This window comes from Corallococcus sp. EGB (assembly GCF_019968905.1).
Classification (GTDB): domain Bacteria; phylum Myxococcota; class Myxococcia; order Myxococcales; family Myxococcaceae; genus Corallococcus.
Window position 1 is genome coordinate 368,956 of the sequence record NZ_CP079946.1, and the last position, 17,185, is coordinate 386,140.

Here is a 17,185-nt window from a genome sequence, read left to right on the forward strand (position 1 = left end):
GCCCCGAGGCTCCCCGTTTTCACGCCCGGCGCACGCCCACCCGCCCGCCCTGCATCCCACCAGGAATGCCCCGTCCTCCCGACGGTTTCCCAGGTCTCCCATGCACACCCGCCTCCTCGCCGCCCTCTGTCTCCTGGCGCCCGCCGCCGCCCTCGCCGCCAAGGACCCCCGCTGCGCTGGCAAGCCCGCCGCCCGCGCGGCCCGCTTCTCCGACACCGCCCTGAAGGGCGCCTCCGCCGCGGAGCGTTACGCCGCCTACGTCCAGGCCTGCGCGCTGGATGACGTGGTGGCCCTCACCCAGACGCTCGTCCGCTTCAAGACGGTGAGCAGCGAGTCCCCCGCCGCGAAGAACCCGGAGATGGCCGCCATGGGCCGTGCCCTGGAGGCGTGGGCGAAGCAGCACGGCTTCGGCTTCCGCACCGTGGGCGACAACGACGTCTTCGAGCTGTCCTGGGGCGAGGGCGAGCCGCTCCTGGGGCTCGTGTTCCACGGAGACGTGGTCCCCGCGCCCGCGCATGAGTGGAAGCGCGCGCCCTTCAAGCCCGTGGTGGAGAAGGGCCGCCTGTACGGCCGCGGCGTGGAGGACGACAAGGGCCCCATCGCGTCCGGGCTCGTCGCGCTGGCCATGGCCAGGGACCTGGGCCTGAAGCCTCGCGGCAAGGTGCTGGTCATCATCGGCAACGGCGAGGAGAGCGACTGGAACGGCATGAAGCACTACGCGGACACGCAGCCCAAGCCCACGCACGTCATCTCCGTGGACTCCGGCTACCCGGTGATGGCCGCGCAGTCCGGCTTCGTCGCGTGGACGCTGGAGGCCCCCGTGGGCACCGCGGCCGCCGCGCCCGGGGCGGGCACCGTCGCGCGCGCCGTGGACGTGAGCGCGGGCGAGTTCCTCACCCAGGTGCCCGGCGCCGCCACGCTGAAGCTCGAACCCGTGAAGGGTCAGACGCCGGACGCGGTGCTCGCCGCCGTGAAGGCCGCCATCTCCCAGGAGTCCCCTTCGCGCAAGGACCTCAAGGTGGAGGCGAAGCGCGAGGGCAACACCGTGGTGCTCACCGCCCACGGCGTGGCGGTGCACTCGTCCGTCGCGGACGAGGGCCACAACGCGCTCTGGGATTTGTCCGCCGTGGCCTCGCGTCTGTCATTGGAGGACAACGGCATCGCGGCGCTCTTGCGCGTGGTGGCGAAGCGCTTCGACGGAGACCACCACGGCGAGAAGCTGGGCCTGAAGTACGAGGACGCGCTGATGGGGCCGCTGCTCGTGGCGCCCACCGTGCTGCGCGTGAAGGACGGCACCGCGTCCCTGGGCGTCAACATGCGCCGGCCGCAGGGCCAGGACGCGGCCACGTTCAACGCGGCGCTGGACGCCGCCACGAAGCGGGTGGGTGAGGACTCCGGGGGCCTGGTGAAGGAGGGCTCCGGCCGCTACCTGGGTGACCCGCACGTGGCGGACACGTCCGGCCCGCTGGTGAAGACGCTGATGGACATCTACCAGCGACAGCGCAAGGCGCCGGACGCGGTGCCCGGCTCCATCCGCGGCGGCACCTATGCGCGGCTCTTCCCCCGCGCCGTGGACTTCGGGCCCGCGTTCCCCAACGAGCCCTACACCGGCCACGCCCCGGACGAGTCCATCGCGCTGGAGACGCTGGACCTGGGCACGCGCATGCTCGCGGAGGCCGTGCACACGCTCGCCATCGCGCCCGTCTCCGAGGTGAAGGCCACGCCGTGACGTCCGCTCACGGCGTCAGGTAGGCCCTCGGCGGGGGGACGCGGGGCCAGCGCACGGTGAAGGTCGTGCCCCTGCCTGCGGAGGTCTCCACGCGCACGGTGCCCTGGTGCACCTGGACGATCTCACTCACGATGTAGAGCCCCAGCCCCAGGCTGCGCTGCTTGGTGCTCTTTGCCGGCGGGGGCGACGGCTTGAACGGGTCGAACAGGTGCGGCAGCAGCTCCGGGGGAATGGGGTCGCCCTCGTTGCGCACCCGCATCACCACGTCCACGGCCTCGGCGGTGAGGGCGGTGACGACGGGCGTCCCGCTCTTCGCGTGTTGCAGCGCGTTCACCACCAGGTTGCCCAGCACCTGCGTCACCCGGTCCGGATCCCACTCCCCCCACAGGTCATCGCCGTGCACCTCCAGCAGGAGGGGCCGCTCCGGATAGACCACCTGCAACTCGTCCAGCATGCCCTGGCACAGCTCCACCATGTTGACGTGCTGGCGCGCCACGGGGATGCCCCCGCCCAGGCGGCTGCGCGCGAAGTCGAGGATGTCGTTGATCATCCGCGTCATCCGCGCCGTGGCCTTGCGGATGCGGTCCACGGAGCGGCGCGCGGCCGGGTCCAGCCCCGGGGCCTTCCCCAGCATGAAGGCCGACGCGTTCACCGCGTGTAGCGGGTTGCGCAGGTCGTGGCCCAGGACGGCGATGAGCTCCTCGCGGAAGTCGATGGCCTGCTCCAGCGCGACCTCGGCGCGCTTGTGGTCGGTGATGTCCACCACCGTGCAGCCCACCCCCAGCAGCGCGCCGTCCGGCGTGCGCACCGGGAAGTAGTCCGCGCGCCAGGTGCCCTCGCGGCCCCGCACCGGATCCGGCCCGACCAGGAGCGAGTCCAGCACGGGCTGCCCCGTCTCCAGCACCCGCCGCAACGCCTGCTCGATGGGGGCCACGGCGCCGCCGCGGACCATCTCCCGCAGCGTGCGGCCCCGGTGCGCCTCCACGGCCTTGTTGTTGAGGCGCGCGAGCATGCCGTTGATGCGAAGGTAGCGCAGGTCCGGATCCAGGAACGCGATGCCCACGGGCGCCGCGTCCAGCAGCGAATCCAGGAGCGCCAGCGACCGCTCGGCCTCATTGCGCGCCGCGTGCTCGCGCGCGTGCAGCTCCGTCTGGGCGATGTGCGCGGACGCCCGCTCCGCCACCGCGTGGAAGAGCACCACGTCGGAGTGGGTGAAGGCGAAGGCCGTGCGCGACCCCATGTACGCCACGCCCAGGACCCGCTCGCCATCCACGAGCGGCAGGCCGTACAGCGCGCGCAGCTCCGCGCGGCGCAGCGGCTCCACGACGACGCGCGGATCCGTGGCGGCCGAGCGGACGAAGAAGGGCTTCCGCTCCAGCGCCGCATGCCCGCTCACGTCCAGGCCCACCGGCACGCGCAGGCCCTTCACCTCGTCCGTGGTCAGGCCCACCGCGGCGCGCACCACCAGCGCGTCCCCCTCCAGCAGCATCACCGCCGCCGTGTCCACGGTGAGCGCGGTCTCCATCAGCCGGGTGAGGAGGCGCTCCAGGAGCGTCTCCATGTCCGGACCGTCCAGCGTCGCCTCGGCCATGCGGTCCAGCGTCTGGAGGATGCGCTGCTTGGTGTCCCAGAGAAGCGTCATCGTCCGGGTGACCACCCGGTCGAGCGTCTCCTCCAGCCGCGTGAGGTCGCCGGACCGCAGCCGCTGCCCTCGCGCCTCCAGGCGGTGGAGGATGCAGCGGCGCAAGAGCGCGTACTCGCGCGCGACCTCGCCCAGGTTGAAGCCCGCATCCAGCCGGGCCGCCGCGTGCGCCGCCCCCAGCTGCTCGTCCAGCGCCTCCGGCCCCTGCTCCATCGCGTCCGCGAGCGCGGTGAGCAGCTCCGGCAGGTGGTCGAGGAGCCAGGGCTGGCGGGCGGGGGCCACCCGGCTCAGGTGCTCCATCACCGCCTGCTGCCAGTCCGCCAGCAGCGCCTCGTGGTTCGCGCGCAGGAACTCCGCCGCGGGCAGGCCGGAGCCGCCGCGCGCCTGCTCATCCACGGAGTGAGATTCCCGCTCCTGCATCGCCCATCTCCCCGGGCCCTCGCCCGGTCGCGCCGCCCCTCGCGGAAAGTCTGCGCACGGAGGCCCCGTCGCGCCTCGCCCTCGCGGCGGGTGGACACCTCCGCCCCGAGCCCTCGGCCGCCGCCATCAGGCCGGGCCTTGGACGCGCCGCCCGGCCCGCCGTTCACCTTCATGCGCTCGGCCGTGCTCCCGGGACGTTCGCGCCCCAGCGCGGGGGGACGCTCGGGTAGGGTGGCCCGCAACAGCATGCGCACCCTCCTGCTCAACCGCTCCGCCGTGGCCCGCAACCTCCAGGCGCTCCTGCTCCTGGACGACCTGCGCGAGGCCTTCCGCACCGACGTCCTGGCCCGCACGGTGGCCCCGCAGCGGGTGCGCGCGCCGCTCCACTCGGAGGGCACCGCGATGGTGCTCTTCCCCGGCTGCGTGCCCGGCATCCCCGCGTACACGGTGAAGGTGCACGCGAAGTTCCCCGCGCAGCAGCCCGCAATCCAGGGCGTGGTGCACCTGCACGACCTGGTGACGGGAGGGCTGCTCGCGGTGATGGACTCCGGCCACCTCACCGCCGTGCGCACCGGCGTGGTGGGCGCGCTGGCCGCGGACGTGCTGGCCCGGCCGGACGCGACGCGCGTGGCGGTGATTGGCGCCGGCCGACAGGGCGTGCTCCAGCTCAAGCAGCTGCGGCTGGTGCGCACGCTCAGCCAGGTGCGCGTCCACGACACGAACATCGCGCACGCGAACGCCTACGCCACGCGCATGTACCAGGAGCTGAACCTGCCCGTGCGCGTGGAGACGTCCGTGGAGGACGCGGTGGCGGACGCGGACATCGTGGTGACGGCGACGTGGAGCCACCAGCCCTTCCTGCACGCGGGCATGGTGCGGCCGGGCACGCACATCACCGCGCTGGGCGCGGACGAGCCGGGCAAGGCGGAGCTGTCCAGGGATTTGCTCGAGCAGTCGCTGTTCATCTGCGACCACCGCGGCTTGAGCGTCTCCACCGGCGCGGCGGGCGCGGTGGGGCTCACGGAAGACGCCATCCACGCGGAGCTGGGCGAGGTCCTCGCGGGCCTCAAGCCCGGGCGCACCTCCCAGGACCAGGTGACGGTGTTCGCCGGGGTGGGGCTGCCCTTCCAGGACCTGGCCACCGCCTGGCACGTGTACCAGGCGGCGTCCGGCGACGCGGACGTGCCCACGCTCGACTTCAACGCGTAGCGCGGGCCGTCTCGCGTCCCTCAGGCCTCAGGGGGTGAGAAGAAATGCCCCTTCCGACTCGTCGAGCCACCCTTGCGCGATGGCGAGCAGGAGGTTGTGGGCGACGAGTGCGAGCAACCACGCGGCTTCGGCTCGCTTGCGACCTCGTACGTGAAGCCTGCGCAGTCCTTGGCGCTCCTTGACCTGCGCATTGAGCAACTCCGCCGTCGGTGCGCGCTGGGCGTAGGTGCGCTTGCCGGCGGGTGTCTGCATCCGCGCACGCCACGCATGGGTGAGGTCGCCTCGTCGGCCCCTGCTCCGCCCCTCCGGAGGAGGCAGGTTCTTGCGCGCCGGTAAGGGAGAAAAGACACGAATGCCCTGCGACTCAAGCGCGGAGAAGGCCTTGAGATTCCGATAGGCCCCGTCCACCAGCCAGGCTTCGGGCTTGAGTCCCAGGACGCGGGCCACCCAGTGCACCATGGGGAGCAGCTGCGCAGCGTCCGCCCCCTCATCGGTGACACGACCAGCCAATGCCAACCGGCTCTCGACGTCCGAGACGGCCTGCGCGTTGTAGGCGGGACGGAAGCCGCCGTCTGGCATGCGCATCACCTGGGCCTGTGGGTCGGTGAGAGAGGCTCGGGGCTCGCCATGAGCGCCCCCCTTCGCACGTTTCTTACGGCGTGCTGCCGCCGGCAATGCAGCGAGTGCGAGCGCCGCCCGGGCCTGTAAATCGGCCTGAGCGCGCTTGCATGCTGCACGTGCCTTGGCGCTCGCGCCCTGTCGGCACCGGCCGGCGGCAGCCGCCGCGGTTGCCCGCCTCTGCAGAGTGGCCTTTCGGTGAAATGAGGCAGCCCCTGCTGAAGCACGTACACGCGTGCCGTCCTGCGCGAGTCGTCGTGGCCGGAGCACGGCACCGCGGCTGTACAGGTCATCCAGCAGCTTGCCCAGCAACGCCCGGAAGGCAGGGCCTGAGCGTGTCATGAAGGAGGACAACGTATGCGCCGACACACTGACGCCGCCGCACAACCACCAGTACGCAACGTCCGTACGCAGCCTGGCTGCAATGGCGTGAGCGCTGGAGAGGCCCTCCATCTGCCCATACACCCACAGCGCCAGCAACAACCGCGGGTCCACCGCCGCACGACCCGCGTGATGCGCGCGCGCACGGATGGCGCGCTCGAAGTCCGACATGTCCAGCGCTTCGACAGCCGCCCAGACAGCGCGCACTGGATGACCTCGGTCAACCAACTGCTCGTAGGTCCGAGCCGCCAGCACCTGCGTCCGTTTTGGCCGGAGCAAACGCACTCGAGGCCGTTTGCTCCTCGCCATGGCGATTCATGCTCGCACAGCAGCGCTTATGCATCCCTCGAATTCATTAGAATCGTTAAATTTTTCTCAGCCCCTCAGGCCTTGGCCAGCGCCTGCGAGAGGCGCACGGCCTCCTCGTGCAGCTCGGTGTCCTCCGCCAGCGGCATGGCGAGCACCTTCTGCACCAGCTCCTTCGCCTTCGGCTCCTGGCCCAGGCGCGCCTGCGCGAGCGCCAGGTTGAGCAGCGGCTCCGGGCGGTCCGGGGCGCGGCGCACGGCCTCCTCCAGCACCGTCACCGCGCGCGGCAGGTTCGCGTTGGCCGGCTCCGCGGGGATGCGCAGGAGCAGCTGGCCCAGGTTGTTCGCCGCGCGCCAGCCGTCCGGCGCGATGCTCATGCCCTGCTCGTACGCGGCGATGGCCTTGTCGTACGCGGGCGGCTCCTGCGCCTCGAAGCAGGTGGCCTCCGCCATCTTCAGGGACTCGCTGGCCACGCCCAGGGACGCCATGGTCTGGCAGAGGTGGCGGGCCTGTTCAATCTGGCCGCGCGCCAGCATCAGCTGCGCGAGGTTCGCCTGGGCGTCCGCGTCCTTCGGGCGCTGGGCCGCGAGCGTGGAGGCCGCCTGGTAGGACGTGCGCAGGTCTCGCAGCGCCATGGACAGCACCGTCACGGACGCGAGCAGCCGCGGCTGGTTGGGCACCGCCTTCAGGCCCTGCTCCAGCACCTTGCGCGCCTCCACCAGCTTCTCCTGGGCGGACAGCGCGTGCGACAGGCTCAGGTACGCGGGCACGAAGCGCGGCGCCAGCGTGAGCACCTCGCGCAGCGTGGCGAGGCCGGCGTCCGTCTTGCCCGCCTCCAGCTGCACCTGGCCCAGCCGGTAGCGGAACACCGGGTTCTGGGGCGCGAGCTTCGCGGCCTGGGACAGCGCCTCCAGCGCGGCGGCGGCCTTGTCCTGCTTGATCAGCATCATGCCCTTGCCGAAGTGGGCCTCCGCGCGTTGGGGCTCCACCGCGAGCACGCCCTGGTAGGCCTTGAGGGCGGCGTCCAGCTGGCCCTTCTGGGCGGCGATGTTCGCGCGGACGAGGCCCGTCTCCGCCGTGGCGCCCTGGGCCTCCGCCTTGGCGAGCAGCCCTTCGGCCTGGGGGACCTTGTTCTCCACCAGCGCCAGCTTGGCCATCACCACCAGCGCGTCGCGGTGGTTGGGGTTCTTCGCGAGGAGCTTCTCGGCCTCGGCCCTGGCCTGGGCGACCTGGCCCTGCGCGAGGAGGGTTTCCAGAGAGTTCATGATGGAAAGTGTCCCCCAGGGGGCGGGGGCTGTCGAGCAACGGGGAAAAGGAAAGGGCCTCGCCCGGATGGACGAGGCCCTGGGAACGGGCTTCGGGTGCGGTAGGCCGCTGACTACCAGTGGCTCAGCGCGTTCTTGATGCCCTCGCCGACGTTCTTGATGCCCTCGCCGACGTTCTTGATGCCTTCGCCGACGTTCTTGATGCCCTCGCCGACGTTCTCCACGGCGGCCTTGGCGGCGTCGCCCACCTTGCCCACATCGACGGAGAAGCCGAACTCCAGGCTGGCGCCGATGCCCAGCGCCGCGCCCACGTCGAAGTTGGCGGACAGCTTGCCGTCCTTCAGGCCCACGTTGGCCTCGAACTCCACGCCGATGCCGGCGAAGGCCTCGGCGCCGGCGGTGACGGTCGCGGGGCCAATCTCCTGGCTGACCTCGGCGCTCGCGCGGGCGCCGGCGAAGGCCTCACCCTTCACGGAGGCCGCGGCCTGGCCGTGCAGCGGATCCAGCACCACCTGGCCCGTGGCGCTCGCCTCGGCGCCCACGTTGCCCTCGGCGCCCCACTGCGAGCGGCCCAGGGCGCTGTCCGCGTGGCCTTCCACGGAGCCGCGCACCAGGTCCGCCTGCACGTCCACGGAGCCCTGCGCGCCAATCTTGCCGTGCAGCGGATCCACCGAGACGCTGCCCTGCGCCGTCACGTCCGCCGTCAGCGCCTGGCCTTCCACCGTGTTGTGGAAGTTGCCGTTGACGTCACCGACGGTGTGGGAGCCGGAGGCCGCGGTCCAGTTCTTGTTCCACTCGCCGGAGGCCACCGTCTTGTCGAAGCGGCTGGTGTCCAGCTGCTTCTGGATGTCCGACGTGGTGTTCGGGTTGGCCTGGCTGCTGGTGGTGACGCGGTTGCCCTGCACGCCGCGGTTCAGGTCGATCGTCGCCTCGCCCTGGGCCCGGTTCTGCGTCTGGGCCTGCGCCTCGCGACGCACCTGCGTGCCGTTGGCCGGGGGCGTCGTGGTGGTGTTCCGGAACACGGGGCGGTAGCGGTTGGCTTCGATGGACATGGAAGAGGGCTCCGGCGGCGCGAGGCACGGTGGGAAAGCTTGTGACTTGAGAATTTATCGGCGGCGCCCCTGAGAAAGTTTCCGCTCCTCTTTTTTCTTTCTGATCCGCCGGGCCCTCAGGGCTCGGATCTCCCGGGAGCCAGGATTCCCTCGGGGTCGAAGGCCGCCTTCAGCCGCCGGCGCACCTCCGGGGAGTCATCCCGCACGGCCGGTACGGACTCCCGCGCCTGGAGTCCGGCTCGGGTCAGGTGATACCCGGCCTCCGCCAATTCACGGGTGAGGGCGCGGTAGCAGGCCTGGGCGCGGGCGTCCTCGCCCTTCGCGTCGCGGTCATAGGCGAGCGCGGTGATGAGGTAGAGGCAGCGCGGGGAGAAGGCGAGGAGGGCCAGGTTGGGCTCGAAGCCGAAGAGGCGGGGGACGCGGTCGGCGATCTCCGTGGCGCGCTTCGCCTCCTGGCCGGTGAAGGGGACGGCGACGCAGCACCAGATGAAGCCGCAGCGGTCCCGGTCCGGGTTCGGGTCCGGCGGCTGGGGCGTGCGCTTGCGCCAGTAGGTCATGGCGAGGTTGGCCTCGGAGGGGACGCCCTGGAAGCCGCCGTCGCCGTCCCGCACCTCGGGGCCGAAGGACAGCGGGCGGAAGGCCCCCTCCAGCGCGCGGGCGAGCCGCTTCTCCAGCAGGGCGCCGAACTCCGCGTCCGGGGCGGTGAGGGTGCCGCTGATGGCCCAGCGGCCGAAGCCCTCGCGGAACTTCTCGCGGGCCCAGTCCGGCAGGGGCGTGCGGCCCACGGCGGCGTAGGGGTACTGCTGGGTGACGCTGAACGCCTTGATGTCGTTCCAGAAGAAGAAGCTGCCCTTGAGCGTGCCATCCAGGGCCAGCGCCTGGAGCCGGTCCACGAAGTCCCACAGCTGCGCGTCGTCGTTCACGGCGCAGACGAACTCGCGCAGCCAGGGCTGCTTGCGCGCGAGCCAGAACGTCATCCGCGTCACCACGCCCAGGGAGGACTGGCTGAACAGGCCGTCCAGCACCGGGCCCAGGCCCCAGCGGAAGACGGGGGCGGCGCGCGAGCCGGGGAACCGGGCGTGGCCCGTCTCCAGGCGCTCGCCCGTGGGCAGGACGACCTCCAGCGCGCACACGTGCTGGAAGATGTCCGAGTGGGGGCCGCGCCCGTCGCCGCGCTCCAGCGCGTTGCCCACCAGGCTTGCGTCCGGGGAGCCGCCGATGGTGGTGACGAAGTTGGCGGAGCCGCGCTCGCGCAGGTACGCGGCGGCCTGGCGGAACGTCACGCCGGGCTCCACGGTGAGGTACGCCAGCTGCTCGTCGTGCGCGAGGATGCGGTTCATGCGCCCCAGGTCCAGCAGCACGCTGCCGTCACCCGGGGGCACGCGCGAGCCGTAGCCCCAGTTGCGGCCGGCGCTCACCGGGTAGACCGGCACGCGGTGCTCGCTCGCGATGCGCAGGCACGCCTGCACCTGCGCCGTGTCCGCGGGCCGCACGATGGCGGGGATGGTCTGCGTGGTGGCGAAGGTGGCCGTCCGGGCGGCCTCCAGCGCTTCGGGTTCCACGACGACGTGCGCCTCGCCCACGGCCTCCCGCCACGCGGCCAGGGCCGCCTGGAGCGGGGAGTCCACCGGGGCCTTCCCTTCGGTCTCGCTCACGGGGCCGCAGTATGCCCGCGCGGACGGTCTCCCGCTGGCCCTCCGGGCGGCGAGCGGGCGGGCGGGCCTCCGGGGTGGAGGGTCGCCGGGTGGACACCGACCATGGTCGCTCCCTGGCGCGTGTTCATCTTCGGCGTGGGGAGGTGTGCATGGTCGGCTTCATCACGTCACGCAACGGACGGTGGGTTCGGATTCTGGCGGGCACGGGCATGGTCCTGGGAGGGCTGGGCGCGGGCACCCCCCGGGGCGCGATGGTGGCGCTGGCGGGGCTGGCCCCGCTGCTGTCCGGCGCGTTGGACCTGTTCCTGCTGGGGCCGCTCATGGGCCTGCCCGTGCGGGGCGCGGACGTGCGGCGCGCGCTGGGGCAGCCGGAGGACGCGCCGCTGCTCGACCTGGCGCACGACGGCGGGCGCTCCCCCTACGCCCCGCCCAGCACGCTCCTGCACTAGCTACTTCGTGCTCACCTCGAAGGGGATGCCGAGCGAGCCGAACGGCTCCCCCGTCTGCGCGTCCACCAGCTGCAACTGGAGCGTCACCGCGCTCTCACGGTGGACCACGCCCTGGAAGTAGAGGAAGCCCTCCATCCTCCCGCCGGGCTCCAGCGTGCCTTCGGGCAGCGCGTTGTTGATCATGTCCGTGGTGGGCAGCGACGAGTCGTAATACGTCGGGCCCGGGTAGTACGGGGGATAGAAGGGGCCGCCCCAGGGGGGGCCGTACCAGCCGGGTCCCCAGCCGCGCCGCCAGGGGCCGGGGCGGTAGGCGAAGCCGCCGCCCACCCACACCCTGCCTCGCGGCGCCACCGCCGGGCTGATGGTCGCGGGCGCCTGCGTTTCGCGCGACGAGGTGGCCCGCCGGATGGCCAGGGGCGACAGCGCGCTGTAGCGGAAGCGCGACTCCTGGCCCACCAGCGCGAAGTCCCTGTACTGGAGCCGCAGCGGGCGGTCCCCCTGGTTCTCCACGCGGACGTAGACCGGGGTGAGGCGGCGCTCCAGGTCGGAGGGGGAACCGCGCCAGGCCGAGGCGTCCGCCGTCAGCCGCACCCCCGCCTGTTCCGTGATGGCGCTGCCCCTGTTGCCCTGGAGGACTCCCTCCGTCGGCGTGGGCCGCAGCGTCGTCTGCGCCGCGCAGCCCGCGATCAGGCTCAATGCCAAGGCCCCCAGTCCCAGTGCTCCACGCATCGCATGCCTCCTCACGCCTCAACGTAACGACCGCTGCGTTCGGTGAAGGACATGCCCCGGACTCCCCCCCGGGGAGCGGGCGGCAGGACGAGGCTCCGCTCAGGGCTGGGGCGTCACCGGCTGCGCGGCCTCTTCGAGGTACGAGGGCGCGGAGACGAAGTCCCAGACCTGGTGGCGCGCCCACTCCTCGAACTTCTGCCAGCCCACGCGCGGGTAGCTGTTGCGCAGGGTGAGGATGTCCGCGTGGTAGCCCACGCGGTCGAGCCACTCGAACATGGCCGCCAGGTCCTCGCTCTGCTGCCGGAGCTGGGCCAGGGGAATCTGTTCGAAGTTGATGCGGTGGCCGCTCACCATGGAGAGCAGCGCGGCGGCCTGCTGGCCCGTCACCTCGTCGGAGGCGACGTCGATGCGCTCGCCGATGAAGCGCTCCGGGTCACTCAGCACGTACAGCGCGAAGCCGGCCAGGTCCTCCACCGCCACCATCTGCAGGCCGCGCGTCGCGGGCAGCCCCAGGGCCAGCGTCCCCTTCGCCAGCAGGTCGTACGTGGGCGAGCGGAGGAGGTTCTCCATGAAGAAGGCGGGGCCCAGGATGGTGAAGGGCATGTCGCGCCGCCGCAGGTACAGCTCGACGGCGTGCTTGCTGTCGAAGTGCGGGATGCCCGTGAGCTCGGACGCGCCCGCCACGGACGAGTACACGAAGTGCCTCACGTTGGAGCGCTTCGCCGCGTCCGCCAGGTTCTTGCCGTGCTGGAGCTCCGCGTCCACGCCGCCTCCGCCAAAGGGCGTGGCCATGGCGTAGACGGCGTCCACGCCGCGCATGGCGCTCTCCAGGGAAGTCGGGTCGTCGAAGTCCCCCTGGGCCAGGGTGACGCCGGGCCGGCGCAGGGCCCGGGCCGAGGGGGCGTCCACGTCGCGCACCAGCGCCACCACGTGGTGGCCCCGGTCCGCCAGCTTGCGGAGGACGGCGCCGCCCTGCTGGCCGGTGGCGCCAGTGACGAGCACGGTGATGGAGAAATCCACGGGCATGGGTTCAGACCTCCGGATGCGACGTGTCATGGAAAGCTGGAGACGCCCCGTTTTTTTGGCGAGGCCCATCGGCCGCAGTGTCCTCCCCCGAGCACCGGCTCCCGAGGCAGGCAGGCGGCCGCCAGGGAGGGGCGGGCGGCGTGGCATCCTCCGGGTCCCATGAGCAAGCGTGACACCCCCCCGTCCTCCGAGCTGGTCTCCGCCGCGCAGGCGCTCGACGCCGAGCTGGCGCGCTTCGAGGCGCTGTCGGAGCAGCTGAAGGAAGCGCCCCTGACGTCGGAGAAGCAGCTGGAGCGTGCGTCGAAGACGCTCAAGGAACTGGCGGACCTGGACGACGCCCTGCGCCTGCGCGTGGGCGCGCTGGTGCAGGCCATCACCGGGGTGCGCAACCGGCAGCAGACGCAGGCGGACGCGGTCAACGTGCGCGCGCAGGAGCTGCAGCAGCGCACGGAGGTCTTCAAGGAGCTGCTCACGCGCTACGGGGCGCTGGGGCAGAGCGCGGCGGACCTCAACGGGCGCATGCAGGAGTTCGCGGCGCTGCGTCAGCAGGCCACGCGCACGGCGGAGGAGGACGCGCGGCTCACGGAGGTCTTCACCTCGCTCCAGGCGCGCATGGCGGAGGTGGCGGACGAGGCGGCCACGCTGACGCGCGCGGCGGAGGAGGCGAAGTTCTCCGACATCGGCCGGCAGGCGGAGTCGCTGCGCCAGCAGCTGCTCTCCGCGCGCAACAAGCTGGGCCTGCTGCACCAGAGCCTGTCGAAGTGAGCGGGCGCCCTCAGCTGAGGTAGGTGGGCTCGAAGTCGTCCGGGCTGTCGATGGGGCGGCGCCCGGAGAAGCCGGCCTTCACGTCGTGCCAGTGCGCCACGGCGCTCTCTCCGTAGCGCCAGCAGAGGTAGACGGGCTCCTCGCCGCGCCGCGCGTGGAAGTCCACCAGGCCGTCCGCGCCCTTGATCTCCAGGCCCATCTCCTGGAGCGGGCCCAACTCGCGGCGGATGCGCTCCAGGAGCTCCTCGCGCTCCTCGCGGAAGGAGCGCACCTCGGCGGTGTCGGGAGGGGCCTCCGGGCCGTCCAGCACCTCGGCCAGCTTCTGCACGCGCTCCACCCAGGGGCGCACACGCCCGAAGGTCTTCGTCAGCAACGGCACCAGCCGGCTGGCCTCTTCCACGCTGAAAAAGCGCATCGGGGGGACAGCATGCAGTGTGCGCCCCGCGCCCGCCACCCCGTTGCGAGTGGGGACGGGCGCCCATGTCACGGCCAGATGGACCTGTCTGAAACAGGTCAACGCCCGGGAGGGGCGGTCAGCCGCGCCGCAGCGATGCCAGGTTCTCCAGCAGCCAGCGCCACGCGGCCTCGCGCAGGGGGAAGGCGGCCTCGCGCGCGAGAAACGCGGGGGTGTGCTCCGCGGCGCAGCGGCCGGTGGCGTCATGGGAGTCCGGGGCGGAGTCCGGGGCGGAGCCCGGGCCGGCGTCGGTGGCGGCGAGGTCCGCGTGCAGCAGGGCGTGGAAGACGATGAAGTCCACGACGAAGGCGGGCACGGTGGGGCGGTCCAGCGCGGGGTGGACGCGCACCTCTCGCAGGCGTGCGTCGTAGCCGCCCAGGTGGATGGTGCGGCGGGTGCGGCGGCCGGGACGGCGGGCCCAGCCCACCTCCACGGCGTGTACGCGCCCGTCGAAGTACGCCGCGTCGAGCCGGGCGTGGACGGCCTTCAGGTCGAAGCAGCGGCCACGGGTGCGCAGGGGCGCGCCGGGTCTGCGCTCGCGGCGCACCTGGCCCTGGTGGGCGTGGCTGAAGGCCTCCAGGACTTCTCCGGAGGCGGCGTCACCGGCCACGTAGCGGGCCAGGGCGCGCACCACGGTGTCCGGCGCGTCCAGGAAGAGGTGGTGCAGGCGCAGGCGCACGCCTTCGGCGAGGCGGCGGTAGCTCACCAGGGTGGCGCGGTTGTCCGTGAGGCGCAGGTGCACCGGCAGGCCCAGGAGCGCGGACACGCGCCGGGCGAGCTCCGCGGCCCGGGGCAGCGCGTCCTCGCGCGAGGGCAGCCGCGAGCGCGCCGGGTCCCGCCCGGGCGCCGGGGCGTCGAACATCGCCAGCTGTCCGGGCGGTGGACGCATCGCGGGAAAGGTAAGCCCTGCCCCCTCCCTCTGGCCAGGAGGATGCGCTCGGGCGTGTCGGGCGTCCCACGGGACGCCGCGGCCCTCACGCCTTGGGGGGCGAGGGGTAGCGGCCCGCGAGCGACGCGAGCACGGCGAGCAGCTCCCCGGGCTCCACGGGCTTGGGCACGTGGCTCTGGAAGCCGGCGCGCAGCACGCGGGTGCGGTCCTCGGAGCGGGCGTAGGCGGTGATGGCCACCGCCGGGGTGCGGCCTCCCCTGGCGGGGGACAGCGTGCGCACGCGCTCGATGAAGCCATAGCCGTCCGTGCCGGGCATGCCGATGTCGGAGACGAGCACGTCCGGATGTTCCGCCTGGAGCACGCGGAGCCCCTCTTCCGCGGAGCCCGCGGTCACCACCTGGGCGCCGCTGTCCTCCAGGAGCGTGCGCAGCAGCTCCCGCGCGTCCTCTTCGTCATCCACCACGAGCACGCGCACGCCGCCCAGCTCCGGCGGGGGCACGCGCACCGGGGCCGGCGCGGGCGGTCTCGGCGACGGCGGCATGGCGGGGTCGCGCCGCAGGGTGGCGGACAGGGGCAGCCGCACGGTGAAGGCGGAGCCCCGGCCCTCGCCGTCGCTGGCGGCGGTGACGGTGCCGCCGTGCATCTCCACGATGTGCCGCACGATGGACAGCCCCAGCCCCAGGCCGCCCGTCTTGCGCGTGGTGCCGCTGTCGGCCTGGCGGAAGCGCTCGAAGACGTGCGGCAGGAAGGCGGCGGAGATGCCCTGGCCGGTGTCCTCCACGGTGAGCTCCACGGTGGAGTCGCGCCGCGCCACCACCAGCCGCACGTGGCCGCCCCGGGGCGTGAACTTCACCGCGTTGGACAGCAGGTTCCACACCACCTGCTGGAGCCGGTGCGGGTCACCCATCACGCTGCTGGAGGTGTCCACCGTGGAGTGCACCTGGATGCCGCGCGCGTCCGCGGCGGGCTTCACGGAGTCGAGCGCCTGCTGCACCACCGTGGCCAGCTCCACGGGCTCCACGTCCAGCTTGAGCTTGCCGGACACGACGCGGCTGACGTCGAGCAGGTCCTCGATGAGCTGCCCCTGTGAGCGCGCGTTGCGCTCGATGGTCTCCAGCGCGCGCTCGCGGCGCGGCTCGGTGAGGTTGCCGGTGCGCAGCAGCTGCACCCAGCCCAGGATGGCGGTGAGGGGCGTGCGCAGCTCGTGGCTGACGGTGGCGAGGAACTCGTCCTTGAGCTGGTTGGCCTCCTCGGCCTCGCGGCGCGCGGCGCTCTCGCGCACGAGCAGCGCTTCGCGGTCCATCTCCGCCTGCTTGCGGTCGGAGATGTCGATGACGCTGCCGATGTAGCCCAGGAAGTGCCCCTCCGCGTCGAAGCGGGGCGAGCCGGTGTCCACGGTCCACCGGTACTGCCCGTCGCTGCCGCGCAGCCGGTAGTCCATGCGGAAGGGCTGGCGGATGGCGTTGGCCTCCTCGAAGGTGCGCCGCGTGCGCTCCAGGTCATCGGGGTGGATGGCGTCCAGCCAGCCGAAGCCCAGGCCCGTGGCCTCGGTCTGGCCGGTGAAGGCATACCAGCCCCGGTTCACGTAGGTCGTGGAGCCCTGCACGTCCGTGATCCAGAGCATGACGGGGGCGTGGTCCGCCATGTTGCGGAAGCGGGCCTCGCTGTCGCGCACGGCCTCCAGCAGGTATTCGCGCTCCTGGGCCACGGCCTTCTGCTCGGTGATGTCGCGCGCGGCGGCGTAGATGAGGCCCAGCTCGGGCACGGGGCGCGCGGCCCACGCGAGCCACCGGTAGTCGCCGTCGCGGGTGCGGAAGCGGTTCTGGAAGCGCAGGGTGGGGATGCCCTGGGACAGCTTGCGCGTCTCTTCACGCGTGGCCTCCTGGTCGTCGGGGTGGACCAGGTCGATGGAGGGGCGCTGGTAGAGCTCCTCTTCGCTCCACCCGAGCACGTGGACGAAGTACGCGTTCACGCGCTTGAAGTATCCGTCCATGCCCGCGATGCAGAACATGTCGGGGGACAGCTGGAAGAAGCGCTCGCGCTCCTCGGCCTCGGCGTGGCCGCGTTCGGCGCTGTCGAACGCGAAGGGGATGGCGGCTTGGGCCAGCGTGTCGTCGATGCAGGTGCAGAGCACGCGCAGTTGAGGCAGGGACACGTCCAGGTCCGCGCGTTCGGCCCGCGCCAGGATGCAGTCGCGCAGCAGCGCGTATTCGCGCGTGAGCAGGGACACGTCGGCGCCCAGGCGCAGGCGCTGGCGGCCATGGGCGCCAGCGGCTTCGCTGTGGTGGTGCGGGGGCTGTCCGCCGGGGTCCTCCTCGGCCTCCACGAGCACGGTGTGGAGCTCATCGAGCAGGGCGGGCAGGGCATCGACCACCTGAGCATGCGACAGGCGCAGGGGGGCGAAGAGGGGCGACACCCGCGCGGCCCAGTCCTCCAGGAGCGCGTCGCGGTCCACGTCCAGCAGCTGGGCCACGGACGCGGGGGAACGGCCCTTCATGGGCGTCCGCTCTTCGGAAGAAGGGCCCCGCTCTTGTGAACCCGATGAAGCCATGAATGTGTCTACAGGTGCGGAGGCCGGGCTCGCATGGGCAGGGGC

General features: G+C 72.5%; 14 protein-coding genes. 4 read left to right on the plus strand and 10 right to left on the minus strand.

From position 1 onward, the window contains the following. Positions 1–100 precede the first annotated feature (100 nt). The gene (locus KYK13_RS01605; RefSeq protein WP_255654157.1) at positions 101–1,729 is read left to right on the plus strand and encodes a Sapep family Mn(2+)-dependent dipeptidase; all 1,629 of its coding nucleotides are present in this window, start codon (positions 101–103) and stop codon (positions 1,727–1,729) included. A 7-nt stretch (positions 1,730–1,736) separates the two neighbouring features. Here KYK13_RS01605 and KYK13_RS01610 read toward each other — a convergent pair whose 3' ends face one another. Beyond that, a complete protein-coding gene (locus KYK13_RS01610; protein ID WP_223641323.1) occupies positions 1,737–3,767 on the minus strand; it encodes an ATP-binding protein in 2,031 nt (676 codons plus the stop codon). Positions 3,768–4,037: 270 nt separating this feature from the next. Between KYK13_RS01610 and KYK13_RS01615 the strand changes: the two genes are divergently transcribed. Beyond that, positions 4,038–5,000 carry an ornithine cyclodeaminase family protein gene (locus KYK13_RS01615; RefSeq protein ID WP_223641325.1) on the plus strand — a complete coding sequence of 321 codons (963 nt, stop codon included), beginning with the start codon at positions 4,038–4,040 and terminating at the stop codon, positions 4,998–5,000. 27 nt (positions 5,001–5,027) lie between these two features. On the opposite strand, the gene KYK13_RS01620 is transcribed toward KYK13_RS01615, so the two are convergent. The 4 genes from KYK13_RS01620 to KYK13_RS01635 all read right to left on the minus strand — a co-directional run bounded on the left by KYK13_RS01620 (position 5,028) and on the right by KYK13_RS01635 (position 10,277). Beyond that, a complete protein-coding gene (locus KYK13_RS01620) occupies positions 5,028–6,308 on the minus strand; it encodes a transposase (protein ID WP_223640573.1) in 1,281 nt (426 codons plus the stop codon). A gap of 74 nt (positions 6,309–6,382) precedes the next feature. After that, positions 6,383–7,570 carry a tetratricopeptide repeat protein gene (locus KYK13_RS01625; RefSeq protein ID WP_223641327.1) on the minus strand — a complete coding sequence of 396 codons (1,188 nt, stop codon included), beginning with the start codon at positions 7,568–7,570 and terminating at the stop codon, positions 6,383–6,385. Between the two features lie 113 nt (positions 7,571–7,683). Beyond that, positions 7,684–8,622 carry a hypothetical protein gene (locus KYK13_RS01630; protein WP_223641329.1) on the minus strand — a complete coding sequence of 313 codons (939 nt, stop codon included), beginning with the start codon at positions 8,620–8,622 and terminating at the stop codon, positions 7,684–7,686. A gap of 116 nt (positions 8,623–8,738) precedes the next feature. After that, entirely contained in the window at positions 8,739–10,277 is a 1,539-nt protein-coding gene (locus tag KYK13_RS01635) for an FAD-binding oxidoreductase (RefSeq protein WP_223641331.1), read from the minus strand. A 149-nt stretch (positions 10,278–10,426) separates the two neighbouring features. Between KYK13_RS01635 and KYK13_RS01640 the strand changes: the two genes are divergently transcribed. After that, positions 10,427–10,726 carry a hypothetical protein gene (locus KYK13_RS01640; RefSeq protein WP_223641333.1) on the plus strand — a complete coding sequence of 100 codons (300 nt, stop codon included), beginning with the start codon at positions 10,427–10,429 and terminating at the stop codon, positions 10,724–10,726. Here KYK13_RS01640 and KYK13_RS01645 read toward each other — a convergent pair whose 3' ends face one another. Together KYK13_RS01645 and KYK13_RS01650 are read right to left on the minus strand one after the other, a co-directional pair. Next, entirely contained in the window at positions 10,727–11,455 is a 729-nt protein-coding gene (locus tag KYK13_RS01645; protein WP_223641336.1) for a hypothetical protein, read from the minus strand. 99 nt (positions 11,456–11,554) lie between these two features. After that, entirely contained in the window at positions 11,555–12,481 is a 927-nt protein-coding gene (locus tag KYK13_RS01650; protein ID WP_223641339.1) for an NmrA/HSCARG family protein, read from the minus strand. A gap of 159 nt (positions 12,482–12,640) precedes the next feature. Here KYK13_RS01650 and KYK13_RS01655 point away from each other — a divergent pair, with 159 nt between their 5' ends. Next, positions 12,641–13,246, plus strand: coding sequence for a hypothetical protein (locus KYK13_RS01655; RefSeq protein WP_223641342.1), 606 nt, complete (start codon positions 12,641–12,643; stop codon positions 13,244–13,246). Between the two features lie 10 nt (positions 13,247–13,256). Here KYK13_RS01655 and KYK13_RS01660 read toward each other — a convergent pair whose 3' ends face one another. From KYK13_RS01660 to KYK13_RS01670, 3 genes are all read right to left on the minus strand, one after another. Beyond that, positions 13,257–13,661: a DUF2203 domain-containing protein gene (locus KYK13_RS01660; protein WP_223641344.1), complete on the minus strand. Its 405-nt coding sequence runs from the start codon at positions 13,659–13,661 to the stop codon at positions 13,257–13,259. A gap of 118 nt (positions 13,662–13,779) precedes the next feature. Continuing rightward, on the minus strand, positions 13,780–14,562 hold the full coding sequence (locus KYK13_RS01665; RefSeq protein ID WP_223641347.1) for a hypothetical protein: 783 nt from the start codon (positions 14,560–14,562) through the stop codon (positions 13,780–13,782). 112 nt (positions 14,563–14,674) lie between these two features. Continuing rightward, complete coding sequence (locus tag KYK13_RS01670) at positions 14,675–17,086, minus strand: PAS domain S-box protein (protein ID WP_223641350.1); 2,412 nt, start codon at positions 17,084–17,086, stop codon at positions 14,675–14,677. Positions 17,087–17,185 lie beyond the last annotated feature (99 nt).

What these genes read in the sequence shown, in the direction of transcription:
- KYK13_RS01670 (WP_223641350.1), bottom strand. Translation starts at nt 17,086, where the DNA reads ATGAAGGGCCGTTCCCCCGCGTCCGTGGCCCAGCTGCTGGACGTGGAC.
- KYK13_RS01615 (WP_223641325.1), top strand. Translation starts at nt 4,038, where the DNA reads ATGCGCACCCTCCTGCTCAACCGCTCCGCCGTGGCCCGCAACCTCCAG.
- KYK13_RS01630 (WP_223641329.1), bottom strand. Translation starts at nt 8,622, where the DNA reads ATGTCCATCGAAGCCAACCGCTACCGCCCCGTGTTCCGGAACACCACC.
- KYK13_RS01620 (WP_223640573.1), bottom strand. Translation starts at nt 6,308, where the DNA reads ATGGCGAGGAGCAAACGGCCTCGAGTGCGTTTGCTCCGGCCAAAACGG.
- KYK13_RS01655 (WP_223641342.1), top strand. Translation starts at nt 12,641, where the DNA reads ATGAGCAAGCGTGACACCCCCCCGTCCTCCGAGCTGGTCTCCGCCGCG.
- KYK13_RS01650 (WP_223641339.1), bottom strand. Translation starts at nt 12,481, where the DNA reads ATGCCCGTGGATTTCTCCATCACCGTGCTCGTCACTGGCGCCACCGGC.
- KYK13_RS01605 (WP_255654157.1), top strand. Translation starts at nt 101, where the DNA reads ATGCACACCCGCCTCCTCGCCGCCCTCTGTCTCCTGGCGCCCGCCGCC.
- KYK13_RS01660 (WP_223641344.1), bottom strand. Translation starts at nt 13,661, where the DNA reads ATGCGCTTTTTCAGCGTGGAAGAGGCCAGCCGGCTGGTGCCGTTGCTG.
- KYK13_RS01645 (WP_223641336.1), bottom strand. Translation starts at nt 11,455, where the DNA reads ATGCGTGGAGCACTGGGACTGGGGGCCTTGGCATTGAGCCTGATCGCG.
- KYK13_RS01625 (WP_223641327.1), bottom strand. Translation starts at nt 7,570, where the DNA reads ATGAACTCTCTGGAAACCCTCCTCGCGCAGGGCCAGGTCGCCCAGGCC.
- KYK13_RS01640 (WP_223641333.1), top strand. Translation starts at nt 10,427, where the DNA reads ATGGTCGGCTTCATCACGTCACGCAACGGACGGTGGGTTCGGATTCTG.
- KYK13_RS01665 (WP_223641347.1), bottom strand. Translation starts at nt 14,562, where the DNA reads ATGTTCGACGCCCCGGCGCCCGGGCGGGACCCGGCGCGCTCGCGGCTG.